This window comes from Sunxiuqinia dokdonensis (assembly GCF_001270965.1).
GTDB classification, from domain to species: domain Bacteria; phylum Bacteroidota; class Bacteroidia; order Bacteroidales; family Prolixibacteraceae; genus Sunxiuqinia; species Sunxiuqinia dokdonensis.
Genome location: NZ_LGIA01000046.1, coordinates 1 through 16880 on the forward strand (window position 1 = coordinate 1; position 16880 = coordinate 16880).

Annotated in this window: 16 protein-coding genes, 1 tRNA gene and 1 other RNA gene; 9 read left to right on the plus strand and 9 right to left on the minus strand. The window is 46.0% G+C overall.

The annotated features are described in order from the left end of the window. Nucleotides 1-1110: SusC/RagA family TonB-linked outer membrane protein (locus tag NC99_RS04915; RefSeq protein ID WP_157624460.1), on the plus strand; the 1110-nt coding region annotated here is incomplete at its 5' end. 6 nt (nucleotides 1111-1116) lie between these two features. Beyond that, complete coding sequence (locus tag NC99_RS04920; protein WP_053180459.1) at nucleotides 1117-2472, plus strand: RagB/SusD family nutrient uptake outer membrane protein; 1356 nt, start codon at nucleotides 1117-1119, stop codon at nucleotides 2470-2472. Nucleotides 2473-2556: 84 nt separating this feature from the next. Here the strand turns inward: NC99_RS04920 and NC99_RS04925 are convergent, their stop codons facing one another. The 3 genes from NC99_RS04925 to NC99_RS04935 all read right to left on the minus strand — a co-directional run bounded on the left by NC99_RS04925 (nucleotide 2557) and on the right by NC99_RS04935 (nucleotide 4626). After that, nucleotides 2557-2775 carry a hypothetical protein gene (locus NC99_RS04925; protein WP_157624462.1) on the minus strand — a complete coding sequence of 73 codons (219 nt, stop codon included), beginning with the start codon at nucleotides 2773-2775 and terminating at the stop codon, nucleotides 2557-2559. Nucleotides 2776-3306: 531 nt separating this feature from the next. Beyond that, on the minus strand, nucleotides 3307-3918 hold the full coding sequence (locus NC99_RS04930; protein ID WP_053180464.1) for a Crp/Fnr family transcriptional regulator: 612 nt from the start codon (nucleotides 3916-3918) through the stop codon (nucleotides 3307-3309). Nucleotides 3919-4065: 147 nt separating this feature from the next. Then, entirely contained in the window at nucleotides 4066-4626 is a 561-nt protein-coding gene (locus NC99_RS04935) for a UpxY family transcription antiterminator (RefSeq protein WP_082326316.1), read from the minus strand. Between the two features lie 482 nt (nucleotides 4627-5108). On the opposite strand from NC99_RS04935, the gene NC99_RS04945 reads away from it, so the two are divergent. Both NC99_RS04945 and NC99_RS04950 read left to right on the plus strand, forming a co-directional pair. Then, entirely contained in the window at nucleotides 5109-5702 is a 594-nt protein-coding gene (locus NC99_RS04945) for a TetR/AcrR family transcriptional regulator (protein ID WP_053180470.1), read from the plus strand. Between the two features lie 66 nt (nucleotides 5703-5768). Beyond that, a complete protein-coding gene (locus tag NC99_RS04950; protein ID WP_053180472.1) occupies nucleotides 5769-6908 on the plus strand; it encodes a beta-ketoacyl-ACP synthase III in 1140 nt (379 codons plus the stop codon). 42 nt (nucleotides 6909-6950) lie between these two features. On the opposite strand, the gene NC99_RS04955 is transcribed toward NC99_RS04950, so the two are convergent. Further along, nucleotides 6951-8168, minus strand: a complete 1218-nt coding sequence (locus tag NC99_RS04955; RefSeq protein ID WP_053180474.1) for a site-specific integrase — start codon at nucleotides 8166-8168, stop codon at nucleotides 6951-6953. Between the two features lie 306 nt (nucleotides 8169-8474). After that, a tRNA-Pro gene (locus NC99_RS04960) sits at nucleotides 8475-8551 on the minus strand. Between the two features lie 234 nt (nucleotides 8552-8785). On the opposite strand from NC99_RS04960, the gene NC99_RS04965 reads away from it, so the two are divergent. The 4 genes from NC99_RS04965 to NC99_RS04980 are packed head-to-tail and all read left to right on the plus strand — an operon-like array spanning nucleotide 8786 to nucleotide 10812. Beyond that, nucleotides 8786-9514 (plus strand): peptidoglycan recognition protein family protein, encoded by a 729-nt coding sequence (locus NC99_RS04965; RefSeq protein WP_053180476.1) that lies wholly within the window; start codon nucleotides 8786-8788, stop codon nucleotides 9512-9514. Continuing rightward, on the plus strand, nucleotides 9511-9957 hold the full coding sequence (locus NC99_RS04970; protein WP_053180478.1) for a hypothetical protein: 447 nt from the start codon (nucleotides 9511-9513) through the stop codon (nucleotides 9955-9957). The genes NC99_RS04965 and NC99_RS04970 overlap by 4 nt, the downstream gene beginning before the upstream one ends. Nucleotides 9958-9967: 10 nt before the next feature. Further along, the gene (locus NC99_RS04975; protein WP_204374900.1) at nucleotides 9968-10381 is read left to right on the plus strand and encodes a hypothetical protein; all 414 of its coding nucleotides are present in this window, start codon (nucleotides 9968-9970) and stop codon (nucleotides 10379-10381) included. Then, a complete protein-coding gene (locus tag NC99_RS04980; protein ID WP_157624464.1) occupies nucleotides 10378-10812 on the plus strand; it encodes a hypothetical protein in 435 nt (144 codons plus the stop codon). Before NC99_RS04975 ends, NC99_RS04980 begins: the two co-directional genes overlap by 4 nt. Here the strand turns inward: NC99_RS04980 and NC99_RS04985 are convergent, their stop codons facing one another. After that, a complete protein-coding gene (locus tag NC99_RS04985; protein ID WP_053180510.1) occupies nucleotides 10813-12012 on the minus strand; it encodes an NAD(P)-dependent oxidoreductase in 1200 nt (399 codons plus the stop codon). A 122-nt stretch (nucleotides 12013-12134) separates the two neighbouring features. Here NC99_RS04985 and ssrA point away from each other — a divergent pair. After that, nucleotides 12135-12531, plus strand: a transfer-messenger RNA (tmRNA) gene (gene ssrA / locus NC99_RS21570). Nucleotides 12532-12636: 105 nt separating this feature from the next. Here ssrA and NC99_RS04990 read toward each other — a convergent pair. The 3 genes from NC99_RS04990 to NC99_RS05000 form a co-directional block, all read right to left on the minus strand. After that, nucleotides 12637-13752: a family 43 glycosylhydrolase gene (locus tag NC99_RS04990; protein ID WP_053180485.1), complete on the minus strand. Its 1116-nt coding sequence runs from the start codon at nucleotides 13750-13752 to the stop codon at nucleotides 12637-12639. A gap of 61 nt (nucleotides 13753-13813) precedes the next feature. Continuing rightward, complete coding sequence (locus NC99_RS04995; RefSeq protein WP_053180487.1) at nucleotides 13814-15415, minus strand: arylsulfatase; 1602 nt, start codon at nucleotides 15413-15415, stop codon at nucleotides 13814-13816. A 60-nt stretch (nucleotides 15416-15475) separates the two neighbouring features. Beyond that, nucleotides 15476-16843 (minus strand): sulfatase family protein, encoded by a 1368-nt coding sequence (locus NC99_RS05000; protein ID WP_053180489.1) that lies wholly within the window; start codon nucleotides 16841-16843, stop codon nucleotides 15476-15478. Between the last annotated feature and the right edge of the window lie 37 nt (nucleotides 16844-16880).

Sequence of the window (16880 nt, forward strand, 5' to 3'; positions counted from 1 at the left end):
TACAGCGGGAATGTCAACAAGTCGCTGACCGCCTACGCCACCGGCTACTATCGCACCAACTCGGTGACTGACCTGCCTTACGTGCAGGTGATGACCCCGCCAAACCCCAACCTGCGGTGGGAAAAAGTCAAAATGGTCAACTTCGGAATAGACTTCGAAAGCAAAAACCATTTGCTCTCGGGCAGTGTGGAGTACTACCTCAAGCGGGGCGAGGACCTGATTGGCCGCGCGCCGCTGGATCCTACCATCGGTTACAGTGTGGGCGGGCGAAACGAGTTTATCGGCAACAACTCGGCCCTGAAAGGTCACGGACTGGATGTGCAGCTGAACGTACATAAAAGCATCGGGAAGTTGAACTGGACTGCACAGCTGCTTTACAGCAAAGCGACCAACAAGATTACCCGTTACGATTACGAGAGCAATACGATCTCCAGCTACTTCTCATCCATTGCCACCCCTGTTCCCGGAAACCCGCGCTACAGCCTCTACAGTCTGAAATGGGCCGGATTGGACCCACAGACCGGCGACCCGCAGGTCTACCTGGACGGGGAAGTCACCAAAGATTACGCATCCATCCTGTCCAACCTGAGTCTGGAAGATTTGGTTTACAGCGGTCCGGCGCTGCCCACCGATTTTGGTTCGCTGCGCAACAACTTCCGGCTGGGGGATTTCACCGTGGGATTTACCATCAGCTACAAGTTCGGGTATTATTTCCGCAGGCCTTCACTGAGCTACTCGGCGCTCTTTAACAACTGGATTGGCCATGAAGAGTACGGCGAGCGTTGGATGAAACCGGGGGACGAGCAGTTCACCCAGGTACCGTCGATGCCCGTGGCTGGAACCAGCAGCTCACGCGACTTTGTCTACACCTATGCCGATATCCTGGTGGAAAAAGGGGATCATATCCGCTTTCAGGATATCAATGTTTCCTACGACCTGCGGCGCTCAAAGCACCGGTGGCTTCCCTTTAGTAAAGTATCGGTTTACGGCTATGTCAACCAGCTCGGTATCATTTGGCGGGCCAACAAGCAGGGGCTGGACCCGGATTATATTTTCCGGTTGTACCCGGCTTCGCCAACTTATTCATTCGGTATTAACATCACACTTTAATTAATTATGAGATACATTACACCATTATTCATCCTGTTTTTGTTGGGGCTACTGGCCTGCAGTGACGATTTCCTGGAAAGCAAACCGGATAAAAAACTGGTCGTTCCATCCACCCTGGACGACTTGCAGGCCATGCTCGATTATTTTGATGTCCACAATGCCAATATGCCCGGCATGGGCGAGCTGTCATCGGACGACTACTATATGCTGTTTGACCGCTGGAACAGCCTATCCTCTCAGTACATGAAAAACGGCTATATCTGGGCCAAGGAGATTTGGGAAGGCTCCGTGTCTATTGATTGGAACAATCGCTACCAGCAGGTTTTCTATGCCAACTATGTGCTGGAAGGCCTGGCGGAGCTCGATCCGTCCGCTGATCCTGCCCGGTGGGATCAGCTGAAAGGCAGTGCCCTGTTTCACCGCGCTCATGCTTTCTACCAGCTGGCCCAGCTGTTTTGTGCTCCCTACGACAAGTCCGCCTCCAACGAGGGATATGGGCTGCCCTTACGCCTGACCTCTGACATGAACGTGCATGTTGGCCGGGCAACGGTGCAGGAGACCTACGACCGGATTCTGACCGATCTGACGGATGCTTTGGAACTGCTCCCGGAAACTGACCCTTATAAAACCCGGCCGGTGAAAGCTGCGGCCTGCGCCCTGCTCTCGCGGGTGTACCTGACCATGCAGGATTACGACAAGGCCTTGGAATATGCCGAACTGGCCCTTGACATCGGCTATGAGCTGATTGATTTTACCAACCTCAATACCGAAGCCTCATACCCGATGGAGCGGTATAACAGCGAAGTGATCTTTCACAGCCGGATGACCCGCTACTCAACCCTGGCAAGCTCGCGGTTGATTATGGATTCAACCCTGTTTCGTTCCTATGCGGAGGATGATATCCGCAAAGCAGCCTGGTTTCGGACAGTAAGCGGGAACTATACTTTTAAAGGAAGCTACGACGGTTCGCTGCAAATCTTCAACGGGCTGGCCATCGACGAATGTTACCTCACCAAAGCAGAATGCCTGGCCCGCCAGGGGCTGGTGGAGGAGGCCATCAACATACTAAATGATCTGCTGGTTGCCCGGTTTGAAACGGGAAGTTATAGCCCGTTGAGTGTTACTGACCAGCAGGAAGCTTTGTCTGTTATTTTGCTGGAAAGACGAAAGGAGCTGCTGTTTCGCGGTATCCGGTGGATGGATTTAAGGCGGCTGAATCTGGATCCTTCCACCGCAACAACCCTTTACCGAAACCTGGACGGAACCCTGTACCAGCTGGAGCCTGGCAGTCCCAACTATATCTTACCTATTGCCGATGATGTGATTCAACTCTCCGGTATCCCCCAGAACATCCGGGAATAGTGTATGTAAAACCCGGGGAGTTGCCACCCCGGGTTTAAATTTAGCAGTAAAAGGCCCCCACTGGCAGGGCGTCTTTTTTTAGGCTCAATCCTTCGAACGGAAATCGATGTGGTTGTTCACTTCCGAAGCTTTGACACTGCGCACACCGGCAATCACTTCGGTTTGACTTTCCGAGTATTCCCTGGCGCAATCAGGATCTTCCAGTTTGTCAGGACACAGGTCATCCGGGCTGGACACCTGGGTCGTGGTCACACTTGTTCCTGATGCATCCATCAAAAACCAATACGTGGAGGACGATTCCACTTTACTTTCGTTTGGAATCACAAAAGCCTTGCAGTCAATACCATGACCACAGCAATCAAAACTAATGCATACTTTTTCATACTTCTTGTATTTAAATTAAAAAAATGAATTTGATTTGAATTTTCCACTTTGGCGGGAAAGACCTGTGCCGGCTATTCTTCAGAAAGACCGGCACTCTATATCGGCATATCGGCGGGACAGCCCCGCCGGAAGAGGGCCAACCTCCAAAGATTTTGCTCTCGGATATGCGCTCTGGGGGAATATAGCAGGTAAACCCGGACAGCAATAGTCCGCCCAAAGAGCCGTATCACTGACACATCATAGAAACACCCGGATTGACTTGCTTCGCGCCCCATCTTTTTTACAGTTTTTGTCCTGTCTTAAAAGTAGTGGAGCCACTTATTTTCACTCAGAACCTGGATTACGAAATACCTGAATGTAGATTCAGAAAAGAATGAACCTGAATTCAGAAAAAAATGAACTTCATGCACAAATTCATTTAACCTGAGGCAACAGTTAGCACTTAAGTCATCAGGGGTGCCCCCGCTCCCTGATCATTTTCGCGAGTGTTTGCGGGGTAATATTCAAATAAGAAGCGATGATCGCCTTAGATAGCTTCAATTCGATACCGGGGTGTGTTTGCAGCAGGCGCCGGTAGCGCTCCCAGGCCGTAGTGCCCACAAGCTCGCGCACCCGTTGCGCGTGATAATAGGCGTACTGGAGGGAAATACACCGGCTGAAAACCTCTGCCTCCGGAAAGGCTTTGTACACATCCTGCAACTGCCGGTATGAAATGGAAATGAGCAGGCTGCCACGCATCACCTCAATATTAACATCTGAAACCTTTCGCTGAAAAAAGCTGACCGGGTCACAGACAATGCTCTGTTCCTTCCAAATAATACCAGTCAGCTCCCGCCCGGCATTCTTGTCGAAATAAAAACCCCGGGCAATGCCCCGCTCTACAAAATACAGGTAGTCGGAAACATGACCGGCGTTTAACAGTAAATACCGGTGACGATGTTCCGTCATAGTGAGCCGCTCATCAAGGGCTGCGATCAACTCATCGACATAGGTTTTCTCAGTGAGTTTTTTGGGCAGGGGCCGCAATTGAAAAACGACATCGTAGAGACTGTGTTTTCTCATAGCTAAACGATTTTTTCCGAAAGTGAATTAATCTTGTGTTTTAGGCATTATTTAAACTGAAATTATAATGCCCCGGGAAACCGAATAATGGCTGGGTTTTAATAAGTGTCAAAAAAAGGAGAATACTCCTTTATCACCAGGTCTCTATTACCGTTTCTCCACTGCCGACCGACTAATATCGATCAAGACTGTATAATTTATGGCCTCCAGCCGGATCCCAAAACGTGTTCTGCCATTCTGTTGGATCAGCACGCCTTCATACCCGGCCAAGGGGCCGGATACGATCCTGACAGGTTCGCCTTTGGTGAATCTTGTTTCAACAGTGATCGTTTTATCCATTCCCAACATGCGCTTCACGCCTGCAATATCCTGCCCGGAGATTGTCGCTGGTTTCCCATCGCAGGAGACAAAAGTGGCCACCCTGGGTTGGCGCTTGATATTGTATAGTTCATGCTCATAGGTGTAAACGAAGAGATAGTTGGGGAAAAGTGGCAAGGTAATCCTTTTCTTTTGCCGGTTCTTCCAAACCCGTAAGGATCGGATCGTTGGGAAAAAAACTTCGTAATTAAGATCTGTAAGAATCTTATGAACCAGTTTTTCAGACCGTGGACGCAAGTAAATGATAAACCATTTCTTTTCGCCTTCATGGTAAGGGCTACCCGGAAGAATTTCGTCTTTTCCCTGCTTCATCATCCATCTCCTGCTCATCGTTCAGATTTTTATGCCCCAAATTCTTCCACGAATCCCACAGTATCTTCACGGTAACATCAAAGGATTGATCCTTGGTTTGTAATAATTATAAGTAGCTGTTTTTCTTGTATTTAATGAATTGCACTTAACAAAACTCTGTTGAGAAAGACCCACCGGAGGTTGGTCACTTAGCAAAAGCCAGTTCATAAAATGTGTTTTTGAGACGCATACCGTATGTTCGGTTTTCAAATCTATGAAATAAAATTACATAAACAAACAAATTGATATAAAATAATGTCAAATTTTTTGATCAAAAGCCGGATAAAGGTCGTTTGGATTGTTTGGCAAGGTGTTTTCAGCTTGGTCAGCAATTTCAAAAACGAATAAAAATGATTGGCCGGATACCAGACTCGAGGGCCCGGTGAAATAAACTTTACCGGGGGTTCTTTCCTAAAATCGCGGTTTTTACCTAAGTTTGTAATCAACAGATCAATACGACTATGACTACAAAAGACCGGATTATTGAAGAAGCCTTCAAATTGTTTTTAAACAACAACTACGAAAAAGTAAGTATATCGGATTTGGAAGAAGCGATCGGAAAAACACGAGGCGCAATATTCTACTTTTTCAAAAACAAGGAAGAGATATTCAATGCTGCTATTGAAACCTACATCATTAAAAAGCAGGCTCCTGATGAAAAATTTGACTTTTCTGACGATCTGTCTTTGGAACAATTTATTTACCGGTATGTCAAGGGGATAAACACCACCATGTCCCAGATGTTGTCCTTGTCAGTGGTGAATATTTACAAGCAATATTTCTCTTTGTACCTGCAGGCGTCACGTATCTACCCCAACTTTTCAGGGATCATGGCGGAAAATTCCGTTGCCGAAATAAGCCTTTGGAAAAAAGTGATCACGCGGGCCATTGACACCAAAGAAATCAAAAAGGTAGATCCCATGCATTATGCGACACTTTTCCGAAGTTGTTTTCTGGGGCTGGCCTTTGACCGGTGCCTCACCTACGGGCTGGATACGGAAGAATTACTTACAATCTACATGGACCTTTACAACCAGTTGAGACTGAAAAAATAACTGATTTTCTTGTAAGCGTATGTAAAACTTATTATTTTTACATACCCATCAGTATAATTTAGTCCTATGAAAACAGATGTATTTATCACCGCAGTCAGCAAATTCTTACCCAACGCCTCTGTTTCCAATGACCACATGGAACGCTTTCTTGGCCTGATTAACGGAAAGCCATCCCGGGTAAAACGCATTGTTCTAAAGCAAAATGGTATTCAACGCCGGTATTATGCACTTGATGAACACCAAAAGATTACGCACACCAACGCCGAGCTTGCGTTTCGCTCGATCGTAAAACTGTTCCCAAATGAAAAGATCCCGGATGACCTGGATGTCCTGGCCTGCGCCACCGGAAATCCGGACCAGCTGTTGCCTTCGCATGCCTCCATGGTTCACGGGCTGATGAAAAACAAACCGATGGAGATCTATTCTTGCGCCGGCGTCTGCCTGACCTGCCTGCAAGCGCTGAAAGTGAGCTTTATGAGTATTGCTTCAGGGCTTTCGAAAAAAGCCGTCTGTTCAACTTCAGAGTTGGCTTCCCCTACGCTACTGTCCAAAAACTATGAAGAAGAGTACGAACACTGCGCCCGGGTGGGTGAAGATCCCTACATGGCTTTTGAAAAAGATTTTCTGCGATTTATGCTCAGCGACGGGGCCAGTGCGGTCCTGCTGTCGGATAAGAAAAACGAAACGGGCCTGTCCTTTAAGATTGAGTGGATCGAAATAACCTCCTATGCCAACGAGCTCCCTACTTGTATGTTTATGGGTGCCGAGCTCAGGGGTGACGGCGAACTAAAAAGCTGGAAGGAATTTGAAAGTTCGGACTTGATCAACCGCTCTGTATTTACAGTCAAGCAGGATATTCGCTTGCTAAAGCCTAACATCATTCGTTATTGGGTCGACCATCTTGAGCAATGCCTGCAAAAGCACGGAGTAAACAGCTCTGATATCGATTATGTCATTCCCCACGTGTCCTCCATGTTTTTCTATGGCAAGTTGGCCGAAGAAATCGAAGCCCGAGGAATTGACCTGGGCACGGAAAAATGGTTCACCAACCTCACCGAGATTGGAAACATCGCCTCAGCGTCCATATTTGCTGCCCTCGATGACCTGGCCAGATCAGGTAGACTGAAGTTAAATGACAAGATTTTACTCTTGGTACCCGAAAGCGGGCGGTTTTCGTATGGAACAGTCTTGCTGAAGGTAGTGTAGGATTAACGAAATGAACTCTGGCTAAACGCGACAATTAGGGAATTATTTGAGTCGCTTTCTCAGTTCTTCCATATCATGACTAATTTTCTGCTCCAATACTTTGGCATAGATCTGAGTTGTTGAAATACTTTTGTGCCCTAACACTTGACTAACCGTTTCAATCGGAACCCCATTACTTAAGGTTACCGTGGTGGCGAATGTGTGCCGCGCCAAATGAAAAGTCAGATTCTTCTTAATTCCGCACAGATCAGCAATTTCTTTTAAATAGCTGTTCAGTTTCTGGTTTGAGAACAATGGGAATACTTTATCCCTGCTGATTGATTTAGGATGCCTTCGGTACGTTTTATAAATATCCAAAGCTCTAGGCAAAAGCGGTATTCTCAGCTTAGTGTTGGTCTTCTGACGCTTGGAGAAGATCCAGTTTTGGCCGTCTATCCCTAAATTAATTTCATCAGGTCTCAGGTTTATGGCATCGATATAGGAAAGGCCGGTATAACAACTAAAAACAAAAATATCCCGCACAGTTTGCAACCGCTCAATCCCGAGCTCCTTGGTTTCAATGTTATGAAGTTCCTTCTCTGTTAAAAACCCCCGGTCAACTTTTCGGAAACTGAGTTTGTACGAATCAAACGGGTTTTGGGTGATCCAACCCAGGCGAAACCCCAAATTGATCATTTTACGAAATCTTTCCTGATGTTTCATAACCCCATTATTACCAATCGGTTTGTGGTGATCAAGCGGTTGGTAATTTCTCAGGAAGTATTCAAAATCGGTGATGAACTTGTAATTGATCTGGACCAGGTAGATATCCGAAGATTTGAATTTACTTTTCAGGAACCGTTGTAGGTACTTTTTTGTTGTGCGGTAGTTTTTCATGGTGCCGGGAGAAAGGACGCTGGTTTGGGTGGTGTTGTGATAATCCACCAGTTCAATCAGCGTGTGTTCATCAGAATCCCCGAGAAAAAGCGCTTTGATGTTTTCCGGGGTAATCTTCTCTTTATTGATCTGTAACTCCCGGTAAGCATCTGTCAATTGCGAACGGACATGTTCCAGATAGCTGTTAAACTTTTTGGCTTCCGGACTGAAGCCCTTTGCCATTCCCCGGGCTTTATTCCATTCTTCAACAGCAATAGTCTTTTTCAGGGAAATCTCAATCCGGCGCGTCTCCACGGTAATTCGGGCATAGACGAGTCCCGTGTCTTTGTCCTTTTTGCCAGTCCGGATAATAAACTGGATACCAAAGGTGTGGGTTGTTTTCATATCATTTAATTTTTATCGGTTTAATCCGTTTCAACTGCTTCTGTTGAAAAACAAGGCCAAAAGACTCACCGGATTCACCAAAACCGGTCAAAAATCATGGTCAATAACTACAAAAATGACCTTTATTAACAACTGAACTACAAACGATTAAGCCCTTCTGGTGAGTTCAAAGGTAAAATAAAAAAAGACTCACCGTTTAACTCACCTGAATTGTGATATTTTCTGATATGAATTGATTTGACAAAAATCAAAAAAGCCTGTAAATCATACAACTTACAGGCTTTTGACTTCCTTTGATTTCCCATTTGGTCGGGATGAAAGGATTTGAACCTTCGACCCCCACGTCCCGAACGTGGTACGCTACCAGACTGCGCTACATCCCGGTGTTTTTGAAGTGGCACAAATGTACAATTTTCAAGGGAAATGATCGAACACTTTTTTTGAAAAAAATCCAGTTTTTTGGAAATTTGGGCGATCATCCCCTGCGAATCGTTTTTCGTAATAACGTTAACCGATTGCCAGACTGCAGCTTTTTATTCAAAAAATAAATACCAGACAATTGACTCTTTTACTTTTATTTCGTACATTTATTAACAATAAACTAAACGTTCAATTCTATGCACATCAAAAACCTAATCAAAGAACTGCCCTGGCATGCCGACCGTGTTTGGCAAAGACGGGAACTCTCCCAAATTGATAAAATAATCGTTCATCAGGAGTTGGGAGAAAGCACTATTGAGCAAGTCAATGCCTACCACACCTCTGTTGGTCCTCAAAACCACATCACCCCCAGAGGCTGCCCGCACATATGTTACCACTATGCCATCCGAAAAAATGGTGAAATTGTGCAGGTGAACGAATTATCAGACATTGTGTGGCAATGCAAAGGACAAAACACGAGCGGTGTTGGAATCATGCTTGTGGGCAACTTCTCGGGACCGGGATATGACATGGGAACTAGTGAACCAACGCCGGAGCAAATTCAATCGACCGAACAGTTGGTCGATTTCCTGTTGGAAAGTCTAAGCCTCCCAAACACCAGTCTTTTCGGACATTATCACTTTGGGAAACCGGCATGCCCCGGACACGTCATGCAAGCCTGGATCGAACAAAAGCGGGGCGTGCTCAATGTTGGAGTAAGTGAACAAAAAGTTGAAAAATCAATTACTGAAATTCAATCGCGACTCAACACCCTGGGCTATGCTGCCGGAAAAGTAGATGGCCTGCTTGGAATGAAAACACAGTCAGCTATACGGCGTTTTCAAGCCGATCAGCATCTGCTGGTTGATGGAATTGTCGGTCCTCAAACCTGGTCGAAATTATTAAACCTAACAGCAAAATCATGAACTCAAAAAGTAATATCAATCAAGACGAATTCTATACCATCACTCAAAAAGAATTTTGGTTGAAATGGTTTTCCAAATTCATGTTTACCCTCATATCGGTAAAAGTATGGGGCTTGATTGCCTGCACCTGGGTTTCAACCTACCTGCTCTTGTGTCATGAAATGGTTTCTGTAGGCGACCAAGTCTATGAACTTGGCATTACCGGGGCACAATGGGTAACGTTTAATACAACAATCTGGGGCCTGATTTTCGGCATGAAAGAAATTTTCCGGGTGATGGACAACAAAGATCGCAGTGACGCAAAAATCATCCAGGAAGACAACAGAACCAAAGAGGAAATTGCCAAAATTACAGCCAGCACGATGACTCCAACCGGTGCATCCGGATCTAAATCGACGTACACTGCCGATGGAAAAGAAGTAGTAGCCGATGAACCTAATTAACAATGACATTATGGCGAAGAATATTAAAATAATCATCATAGGCCTGATTATCCTGGCAATTGTTGCTTCACTTATTTTTGTGAGCTTCAAAATTGAAGGGCCAGGAACGCTCATTGGCGGCTTAGCCGTGCTGTGGGCCGGAGCAAAATCGAAGATCTTTGGCAGTAATAACACAGAAGATAAGATTGAAAAAATCAAGGCCGATCATCATCTAAAACGGGATGAATGGCAAACGGCTAAAGAAGAGTACGATTCCAAATTTCGGCTGCTTCAGGCGCAAATGCAATACATTGACTACAAATCAGCCTTAATCTCTGAAAAAATTAGTCATTTGGATGAATACCAGAAGAAAAAGATCGAGGAAATAGAACATGCCGACAGCGACCAACTGCTGAAACTATTAAATGAAAGGAGTAACCCATGATAAAAAAACAAATCCTACTCAGTCTGCTTTTCATGATCGCGATTGGAGCCTCAGCACAAAGCCGCAAGCTTATACCTGGAGCAAGCTTTACCAACCAGTCGACCGACACGCTGTACATTATCCCAATGCAGCAGGTGAAATCGCTTCTGTCAAGTGCTGTCAGCAATGACATTAACGAACAAAAGCTGGAGTTATACCAAAAGAAAATCAGCTTGTTTGAGGACAGATCAGCACTGGCTGACAGTGCCATCACAATCAAAAAGCTGGAAGCTGACTACTGGCACAGCCAACTTCGCCAAAATGACCAACTACTGGAAAACCAACGAATTGAAAACGTTAAACTGATTGATGAAAAGAACCGGATCCGGCAATCGCGGGTGTACTATTTGGTAGCCGGCCTGGTTGCCGGTGCAGTGCTGGTATCGCTCTGATTATTTCTCCAGAAAGTCACGCAGATAACTAAACCGGGGAGTCAGTTTTCCGTTTTTCAGAATGGTGGCCCGTTCAACAATCTCCTCTTTGTCTTCACCAAACAGGGAAGGGAACACTTCGTAGTATAAATCCCGGGCAAAAGTTCGGGAAGCATCCATCGGTAGCGCAGCCGGCAAATTATCGACAGCGGTGACCGTAACATGCGATGAAGAACTAAATGGCTCCTGCTCAGTTAGCTGTTGTGCATCCACATCGTAAAAAGGAGAATCAATTTCGGAGGTCCGTAGAGTCGTCGGAATCGGTCCGGGCACATCGCAGCTGATATCCGACACCAGCGAAATACCAAAATCCTTTGATCTCAAATCATCGGCGGTGAAAAAATGTGGCGAATCCTGATTCCAAAAATGACAGGCAATCAACACGTCAGCCACTTTCGTGTAAGGTAAGAATGCCGATTCATAGTCTGACGGATGATCGAAAAAATGTTGTTCAACAAAAGGCCCGTTTTTTCTTCTCACATAATCTTCCGGATCCAAGCGCGTAAACACTGGGTGATCATATTCGTGCTCCAGGAATTCTTTGGGCAACACTTCCGGAATCCCCAGGTGATGGATGATCTCAAGCGCCCCCGATGCAACACGCCCACCACCGGTGACCACAATCTTCAGCGGCGGAATCTTTAATTTTTTCAACTGCTGATGTAACACTTTCAGATCCCGGCACTGCTCCGGGCCCGGGAGTTCAACCCGACAAAAGCGCTTCCAAATTCCTACAAAGGCATAGTATGCTCCAACAACGCCGGCCCAAAAACCAAAGGCCACCAGCCGGGCCCGATGTTTATCAACGAAATACTCATAGTCGATTAAGGTGATATTCTTTTGCGCCATCAGCTTGAAAAAGTCACGATTATAGGCCTGTTTTTTAGCAACATGACTAAACATGAGATAGGTTTTCCCTTCAATCAAAGCTTCATTGGCCACTTCCTTCACGCCAATCAGCAAATCGCAATGCGACACATCATCGACCACCGGAATATTCAGCTTTCGATATTCATTATCCTGATGAACCCGCCATGTACTTGACTGAACAACCAACTCAACTTGCGGGTAGTTTTGCTGAATCAACGCTGCGGTTTCGGGAGTGATGGCCACCCGTCTGTCTTGCCATCGTCTTGTTTCTTGCAGTATTCCTACTTTCATTTTAAGAGCCATTTTCTGTTATTTGCGGTAAGATAGTAAAATCGAACTGTTAAACGATTTTAAAATCAGACAAACCGTTTCCACTTCGTCCATTTTTGTGTACTTTTGTAGTCCTTTATACCGGGGCTGACTGGTTTTGACAGCGGGTAGAAGAGGTATGTAAGCATGTCGAGCTTTGGTTGTTGGCTCGGAAATCTTAATGATCAAACCTTTAATTGGCGAAAACAATTACGCTCTTGCAGCGTAACCGAATCAAGTAGGTTATGCTTAATCCCGGCACCAGGTGCTGGGACAAGACATCGTCCGGATGCTATTGCCTTGAGGCTATTCGATATGACGGTGCAAAAAATCGAGGCTAGTTGAATGTTTGCTTTGTACATTCAGCGAAACTTAAGAAGCTAAGGTAGTAGTCGGTGGCCTTGATCCTGCTGCTACTCGAAAATCAAGTCGAGGCTACACATGTAGAAAGCATATTGCTTCCTCGTTTGGACCCGGGTTCGATTCCCGGCAGCTCCACCCAAAATGCTGACTGTCAATCAATTAATATTGACCTAGTCAGCATTTAGTCATTCAGAAAGAAAACCAGTGTTTCTTCAGGCTTCTTATCTCGTCTTTTCTCTATTCTTAAAACTTTTGTAATTCATCGGGGCCAGGCTTGGCGTAATCCGGATCTTTGGCGCGAATAATGAGTTCACCGCCAACCAATTTCACTTCCAGCGGAACGAACGTAACGCCTTGCTCGTTGATCGTTTGGGCTGTTTCGGAAAGGTCTCTCGTTTGAATCTCCCCTGATGGCAATGGTGGAACATTGGCATTGAAAAAAGCCGTACACCACCATTTTCCATGCTCGTCCTGAAATGGCGTTCCATGCCCGAGGAACCGCCCGACAAACTTACGCTCGCTGTATGGACCCGTGATTTGATCTGCTGTGGCGTAGTAAAGATTATAACTTCCCTTACGCATAATTCCGGTCGACCACCCTGTGCCAAAAAGCACGTATTTTCCATGAATTTTTTGGATCAGGCAACCTTCGTGTCCCATCCTGCTAGTTTTGCCAGAGGGGCCGATGTCCACTGCTTCGCCGGAAAAATCCGAAAGGTCCGGCTTGAGAGGAGCAATTGTAGTGGCTCCCCAAATCATCCACCAGGTTCCATCATCGTTTTTAAACAAAGAAGGGTCGTGGCGTTTGCCGATCTTCGCCCCCATCGGATTAGTCCAGGGTCGCTGGGGCTCTGCTCCCGTGGCCACTGCCATGTTGGCTCCTGCAACAGGCGAAGGACTGGTGTGTACTAAAACCAATTTGCCATCAACAAAATGAAACTCCGGTGCCCACAACCGCCAATCCGACTTCGACACCGTCTTGAACTTTTCCGGGTTTTCTGTAAACCAAAAGCCATCTTCGAGGCTGAACGGTACACCTAAGGATTTCCAATGAATAAAATCTTTCGATTTCCAGGCCTGGAGCTCAAAACCCACAAGACTCGAATCGCCCAATCCAATATTATAGATGGTCTGCTCAGATTCTTCGAGCGTGGGCGCTTGTGTTGTACCTGTAAGGTAAAAAAAACCGTCAGGCCCCTTTACCACGTAAGGATCCCGTATCCAACCATCTTTGACGTGAATGGCACGATCGTGATCAACCAACGCTTCTTTAATTTCTTCGGGGCTCGACAGGGAGCTGGTAACCACATCGTCAGGACCTGACGAAATTAAGAATACCAAAAGCAGTAGTAATTTCATAAGCCAATATTTTTAAATTATTATCATCCATTTAATCGCCTGATTCGCAAAATTGACAGCGCTACCTTCCGCTTTGCTGTCGTTCCAACTCGCGAACTTTAGCCCAGTCTTCCACGAGATGTTTCTGCGCCCATTCGTTCCACATTTTTTTCATTTCACTAACTCGCTCAGGCCATTGACTGGCGAGATTATCCAATTCAGCCGGATCGGTTTTCAAATCATACAATTCCCAGTTTTCGCTATGGGTGGCACTCCATGCCGAAACCAACTTGAAGCTTCCCAGGCGAACAGCTTTGTTTCCTTCATGCTCCCAGAATATGGGTTCATCATGGATTGGTTTGCTTTTATGAATCGCAGGAAAAATGCTTTTGCCAACTAACTTTGGAAGCTGATTTCCTTGGTAGATTTTGGGATAATCGGCTTGTGCCACGTCTTTAATGGAGGCAGCAACATCAGGTAAAAAACCATATTCCTCAACCCACTGACCATGCCTGTTACTGGAAATTCCATCGGGCCAGTGAACAATTAGCGGCGTACTAATTCCCCCTTCGTGCACCCAGTGTTTATATCGCTTAAAGGGCGTATTGGAAGCGTTGGCCCACGCTTCGCCGTATGATAACAGAAAACCTCTTTGGCTTTCGAGATTTTCTGCTTGTCCACCCCCAAGCATGCCCCCCTCGGCGCATGCTCCATTATCAGATAAAAAGAAAATAATCGTATTCTCCAAATCTCCACGTGCTTCCAGAAACTCGACCAACTTGCCAATATTCTGATCCATCCGGTCAATTTGAGCCGCATAAATGGCCATTCGCAGATCCATTTCCTCCTGTTGTTCTTTTGACAAAGCGTCCCAGTCCGGGCCGGCCTGTTCCGACAAGTCCACGTCCCCGGCCAACAGCCCAATCGCCTTCATTTTTTCCAAACGGGCTTCCCTGATTTTTGTCCAGCCATCCAGGTATTTGCCGCGGTATTTGTCAATATCTTCCTTCAAAGCGTGGAGCGGCCAGTGAGGAGCCGTGTAAGAAAGATAAAGAAAGTAGGGCTTATCCGGCGTGGATTCTTCAATAAAACGAATGGCATAGTCGGTAAAGGCATCAGTCGTGTAATACTCACCCTCCGCCTTTACAGGATCATTCCCCAGACTTAATCCTCTTGGTTCCTCAGGCTTGAAATAATTGGATGCACCGGAAAGTATACCATAAAACTGATCGAAGCCACGCTGCAAAGGCCATTTCTCCTTTCCATGATATCCCAAATGCCATTTTCCGGTCATGAATGTTTGGTAGCCATTCAATTTGAGCATTTCGGCAATTGTCAAACACTCCTTATTCAAATATCCTTGATATCCGGGCAATCCGTAATTGTGCTGGGTTGGATTATTTGGGGTATTGGTCATGTGCCCGATCCCGGTTTGGTGTGGATAAAGTCCAGTCATGAGCGAAGCGCGCGTTGGGCAACATCGGGCCGAATTGTAAAATTGTTTAAAGCGCACACCATGCTTGGCCAATTGATCAAGATTTGGAGTTTGGACCTCGCCCCCGTAGCACCCAATATCCGAAAAGCCCATATCATCAGCCATAATCAAAACGATATTTGGCTTTTGTGCGGCAGAAACACTTAGGGTCAAAGTGGATGCCAGCGTCAGCAATGAGAATTTATTCATAGTTTGAAATTATTTGGGTTTGACTGATTTGATCCAGATTGCCTATCTAACGGTCTTAGCCTAACGGTTCCAATGTTGGTGCTTTTTGGCTTCCATCTCAGTTTCCTGTCCCTGATCACCACAATATTCCATCCACTCCTTCAACACACGATCCAGTCGCTCAATGATCTCCTTGCTTTCGGCTTTATCCGCGATGTTGTGCATGCAGTACTGGTCCTTTTCCACATCGTACAATTCAATTGCAGGTCGATGTTGGTATCGCTCCGTCAGCCACTTTGCCTTTGGATCCGTCTCTGCCTTTTCAAGCCAAATTTTAAACAGGCGGCCGGCAGTTTCTGTATTTTTAAAAGTAGCCTCGGGGGTAAGGTTAACGATATAGCGATATTTTTTATCGGCAACCGAACGAATTCCGTAGTATTCGCTTCCACTGTAGATTCCGCGTGTTGTTTGCAAAGAAAAAGTATACTGTTTATGCTGTGTTTCTTTCCCTGTCAGAATCGGCACGATGCTTTTACCGTCCAATGGTGCCGAAGGCTCCAATCCGGCCATATCCACAAAAGTCGGCACTATATCTACATATTCGACAATCGCATCCGATTCGCTCCCTGGTTTAACGAATCCTGGCCAGCGTACAATGTATGCGGAATGAACGCCTGCATCATAGCACGTCCATTTGGCAAAGGGAAGGCTGTTGCCTTGTTCACTCAAATAAACAACGACCGATTGATCCGTAACGTTATGCTTCTCGAGCTTTTCGAGCAAGGTGCCGAACTCGCCGTCCATGTAATTGATTTCGGCCAGGTATTTACAAAACATCTGCCGGGTCTCCTTGGTGTCCACGTAGTATGGCGGAAGCCTAAGTTCATCTGGATTAAACAGTTCCGGATTTCCTTTATTCCACGGTGTGTGCGGTTGATTGGTGGTAACAACCAGGCAAAATGGTTGATCATTCGACGTACAATCCTGGATAAAAGAATCAATCGCAGCAAAATTCAGATCATTGGTTTTGGTCAGGGGAGCATATAAATCCCAGGGAAAAACCGACTCGGGATTCACATGCGATTTACCAACCAACGCCACTTGGTAACCAGCCGGTTTCAATTGCTGAACCATGCTCAGCGTTCCTTCATTCGCAATCGTATGATTGGGATGTGCCCCGGTTTTTACAGGCCACAAACCGGTTAAAAGATTATGCCGGGTCGGGGAACACATGGGAGCCGCCTGAAAACCGTTTGTAAAACGAATGCCCTCGCTTGCAAATTTGTCGATGTTGGGAGTTTGAGAATCCGTACTACCGTAACATCCGATGTCAAAATACGTGCAATCGTCGGCCAAAAACAAAACCAGATTTGGCTTTTCCTGGTTCTGAGCATTTAACGCCAAAGCAGAGCATGTGGCCAGTGCTGCGAGTATTGACTTTTGTTTCATTCGGAAATTAGTTTAGGTGAAAATTTAATTCTTTGTT

Excerpts from the sequence above, each read along its gene's own strand:
- NC99_RS04935 (WP_082326316.1), bottom strand. The coding sequence starts at position 4,626 with ATGAGCAGGAGATGGATGATGAAGCAGGGAAAAGACGAAATTCTTCCG.
- NC99_RS04975 (WP_204374900.1), top strand. The coding sequence starts at position 9,968 with ATGGCGAAGAATATTAAAATAATCATCATAGGCCTGATTATCCTGGCA.
- NC99_RS04970 (WP_053180478.1), top strand. The coding sequence starts at position 9,511 with ATGAACTCAAAAAGTAATATCAATCAAGACGAATTCTATACCATCACT.
- NC99_RS04950 (WP_053180472.1), top strand. The coding sequence starts at position 5,769 with ATGAAAACAGATGTATTTATCACCGCAGTCAGCAAATTCTTACCCAAC.
- NC99_RS04985 (WP_053180510.1), bottom strand. The coding sequence starts at position 12,012 with ATGAAAGTAGGAATACTGCAAGAAACAAGACGATGGCAAGACAGACGG.
- NC99_RS04930 (WP_053180464.1), bottom strand. The coding sequence starts at position 3,918 with ATGAGAAAACACAGTCTCTACGATGTCGTTTTTCAATTGCGGCCCCTG.
- NC99_RS04980 (WP_157624464.1), top strand. The coding sequence starts at position 10,378 with ATGATAAAAAAACAAATCCTACTCAGTCTGCTTTTCATGATCGCGATT.
- NC99_RS05000 (WP_053180489.1), bottom strand. The coding sequence starts at position 16,843 with ATGAAACAAAAGTCAATACTCGCAGCACTGGCCACATGCTCTGCTTTG.
- NC99_RS04965 (WP_053180476.1), top strand. The coding sequence starts at position 8,786 with ATGCACATCAAAAACCTAATCAAAGAACTGCCCTGGCATGCCGACCGT.
- NC99_RS04945 (WP_053180470.1), top strand. The coding sequence starts at position 5,109 with ATGACTACAAAAGACCGGATTATTGAAGAAGCCTTCAAATTGTTTTTA.
- NC99_RS04995 (WP_053180487.1), bottom strand. The coding sequence starts at position 15,415 with ATGAATAAATTCTCATTGCTGACGCTGGCATCCACTTTGACCCTAAGT.
- NC99_RS04990 (WP_053180485.1), bottom strand. The coding sequence starts at position 13,752 with ATGAAATTACTACTGCTTTTGGTATTCTTAATTTCGTCAGGTCCTGAC.
- NC99_RS04920 (WP_053180459.1), top strand. The coding sequence starts at position 1,117 with ATGAGATACATTACACCATTATTCATCCTGTTTTTGTTGGGGCTACTG.
- NC99_RS04955 (WP_053180474.1), bottom strand. The coding sequence starts at position 8,168 with ATGAAAACAACCCACACCTTTGGTATCCAGTTTATTATCCGGACTGGC.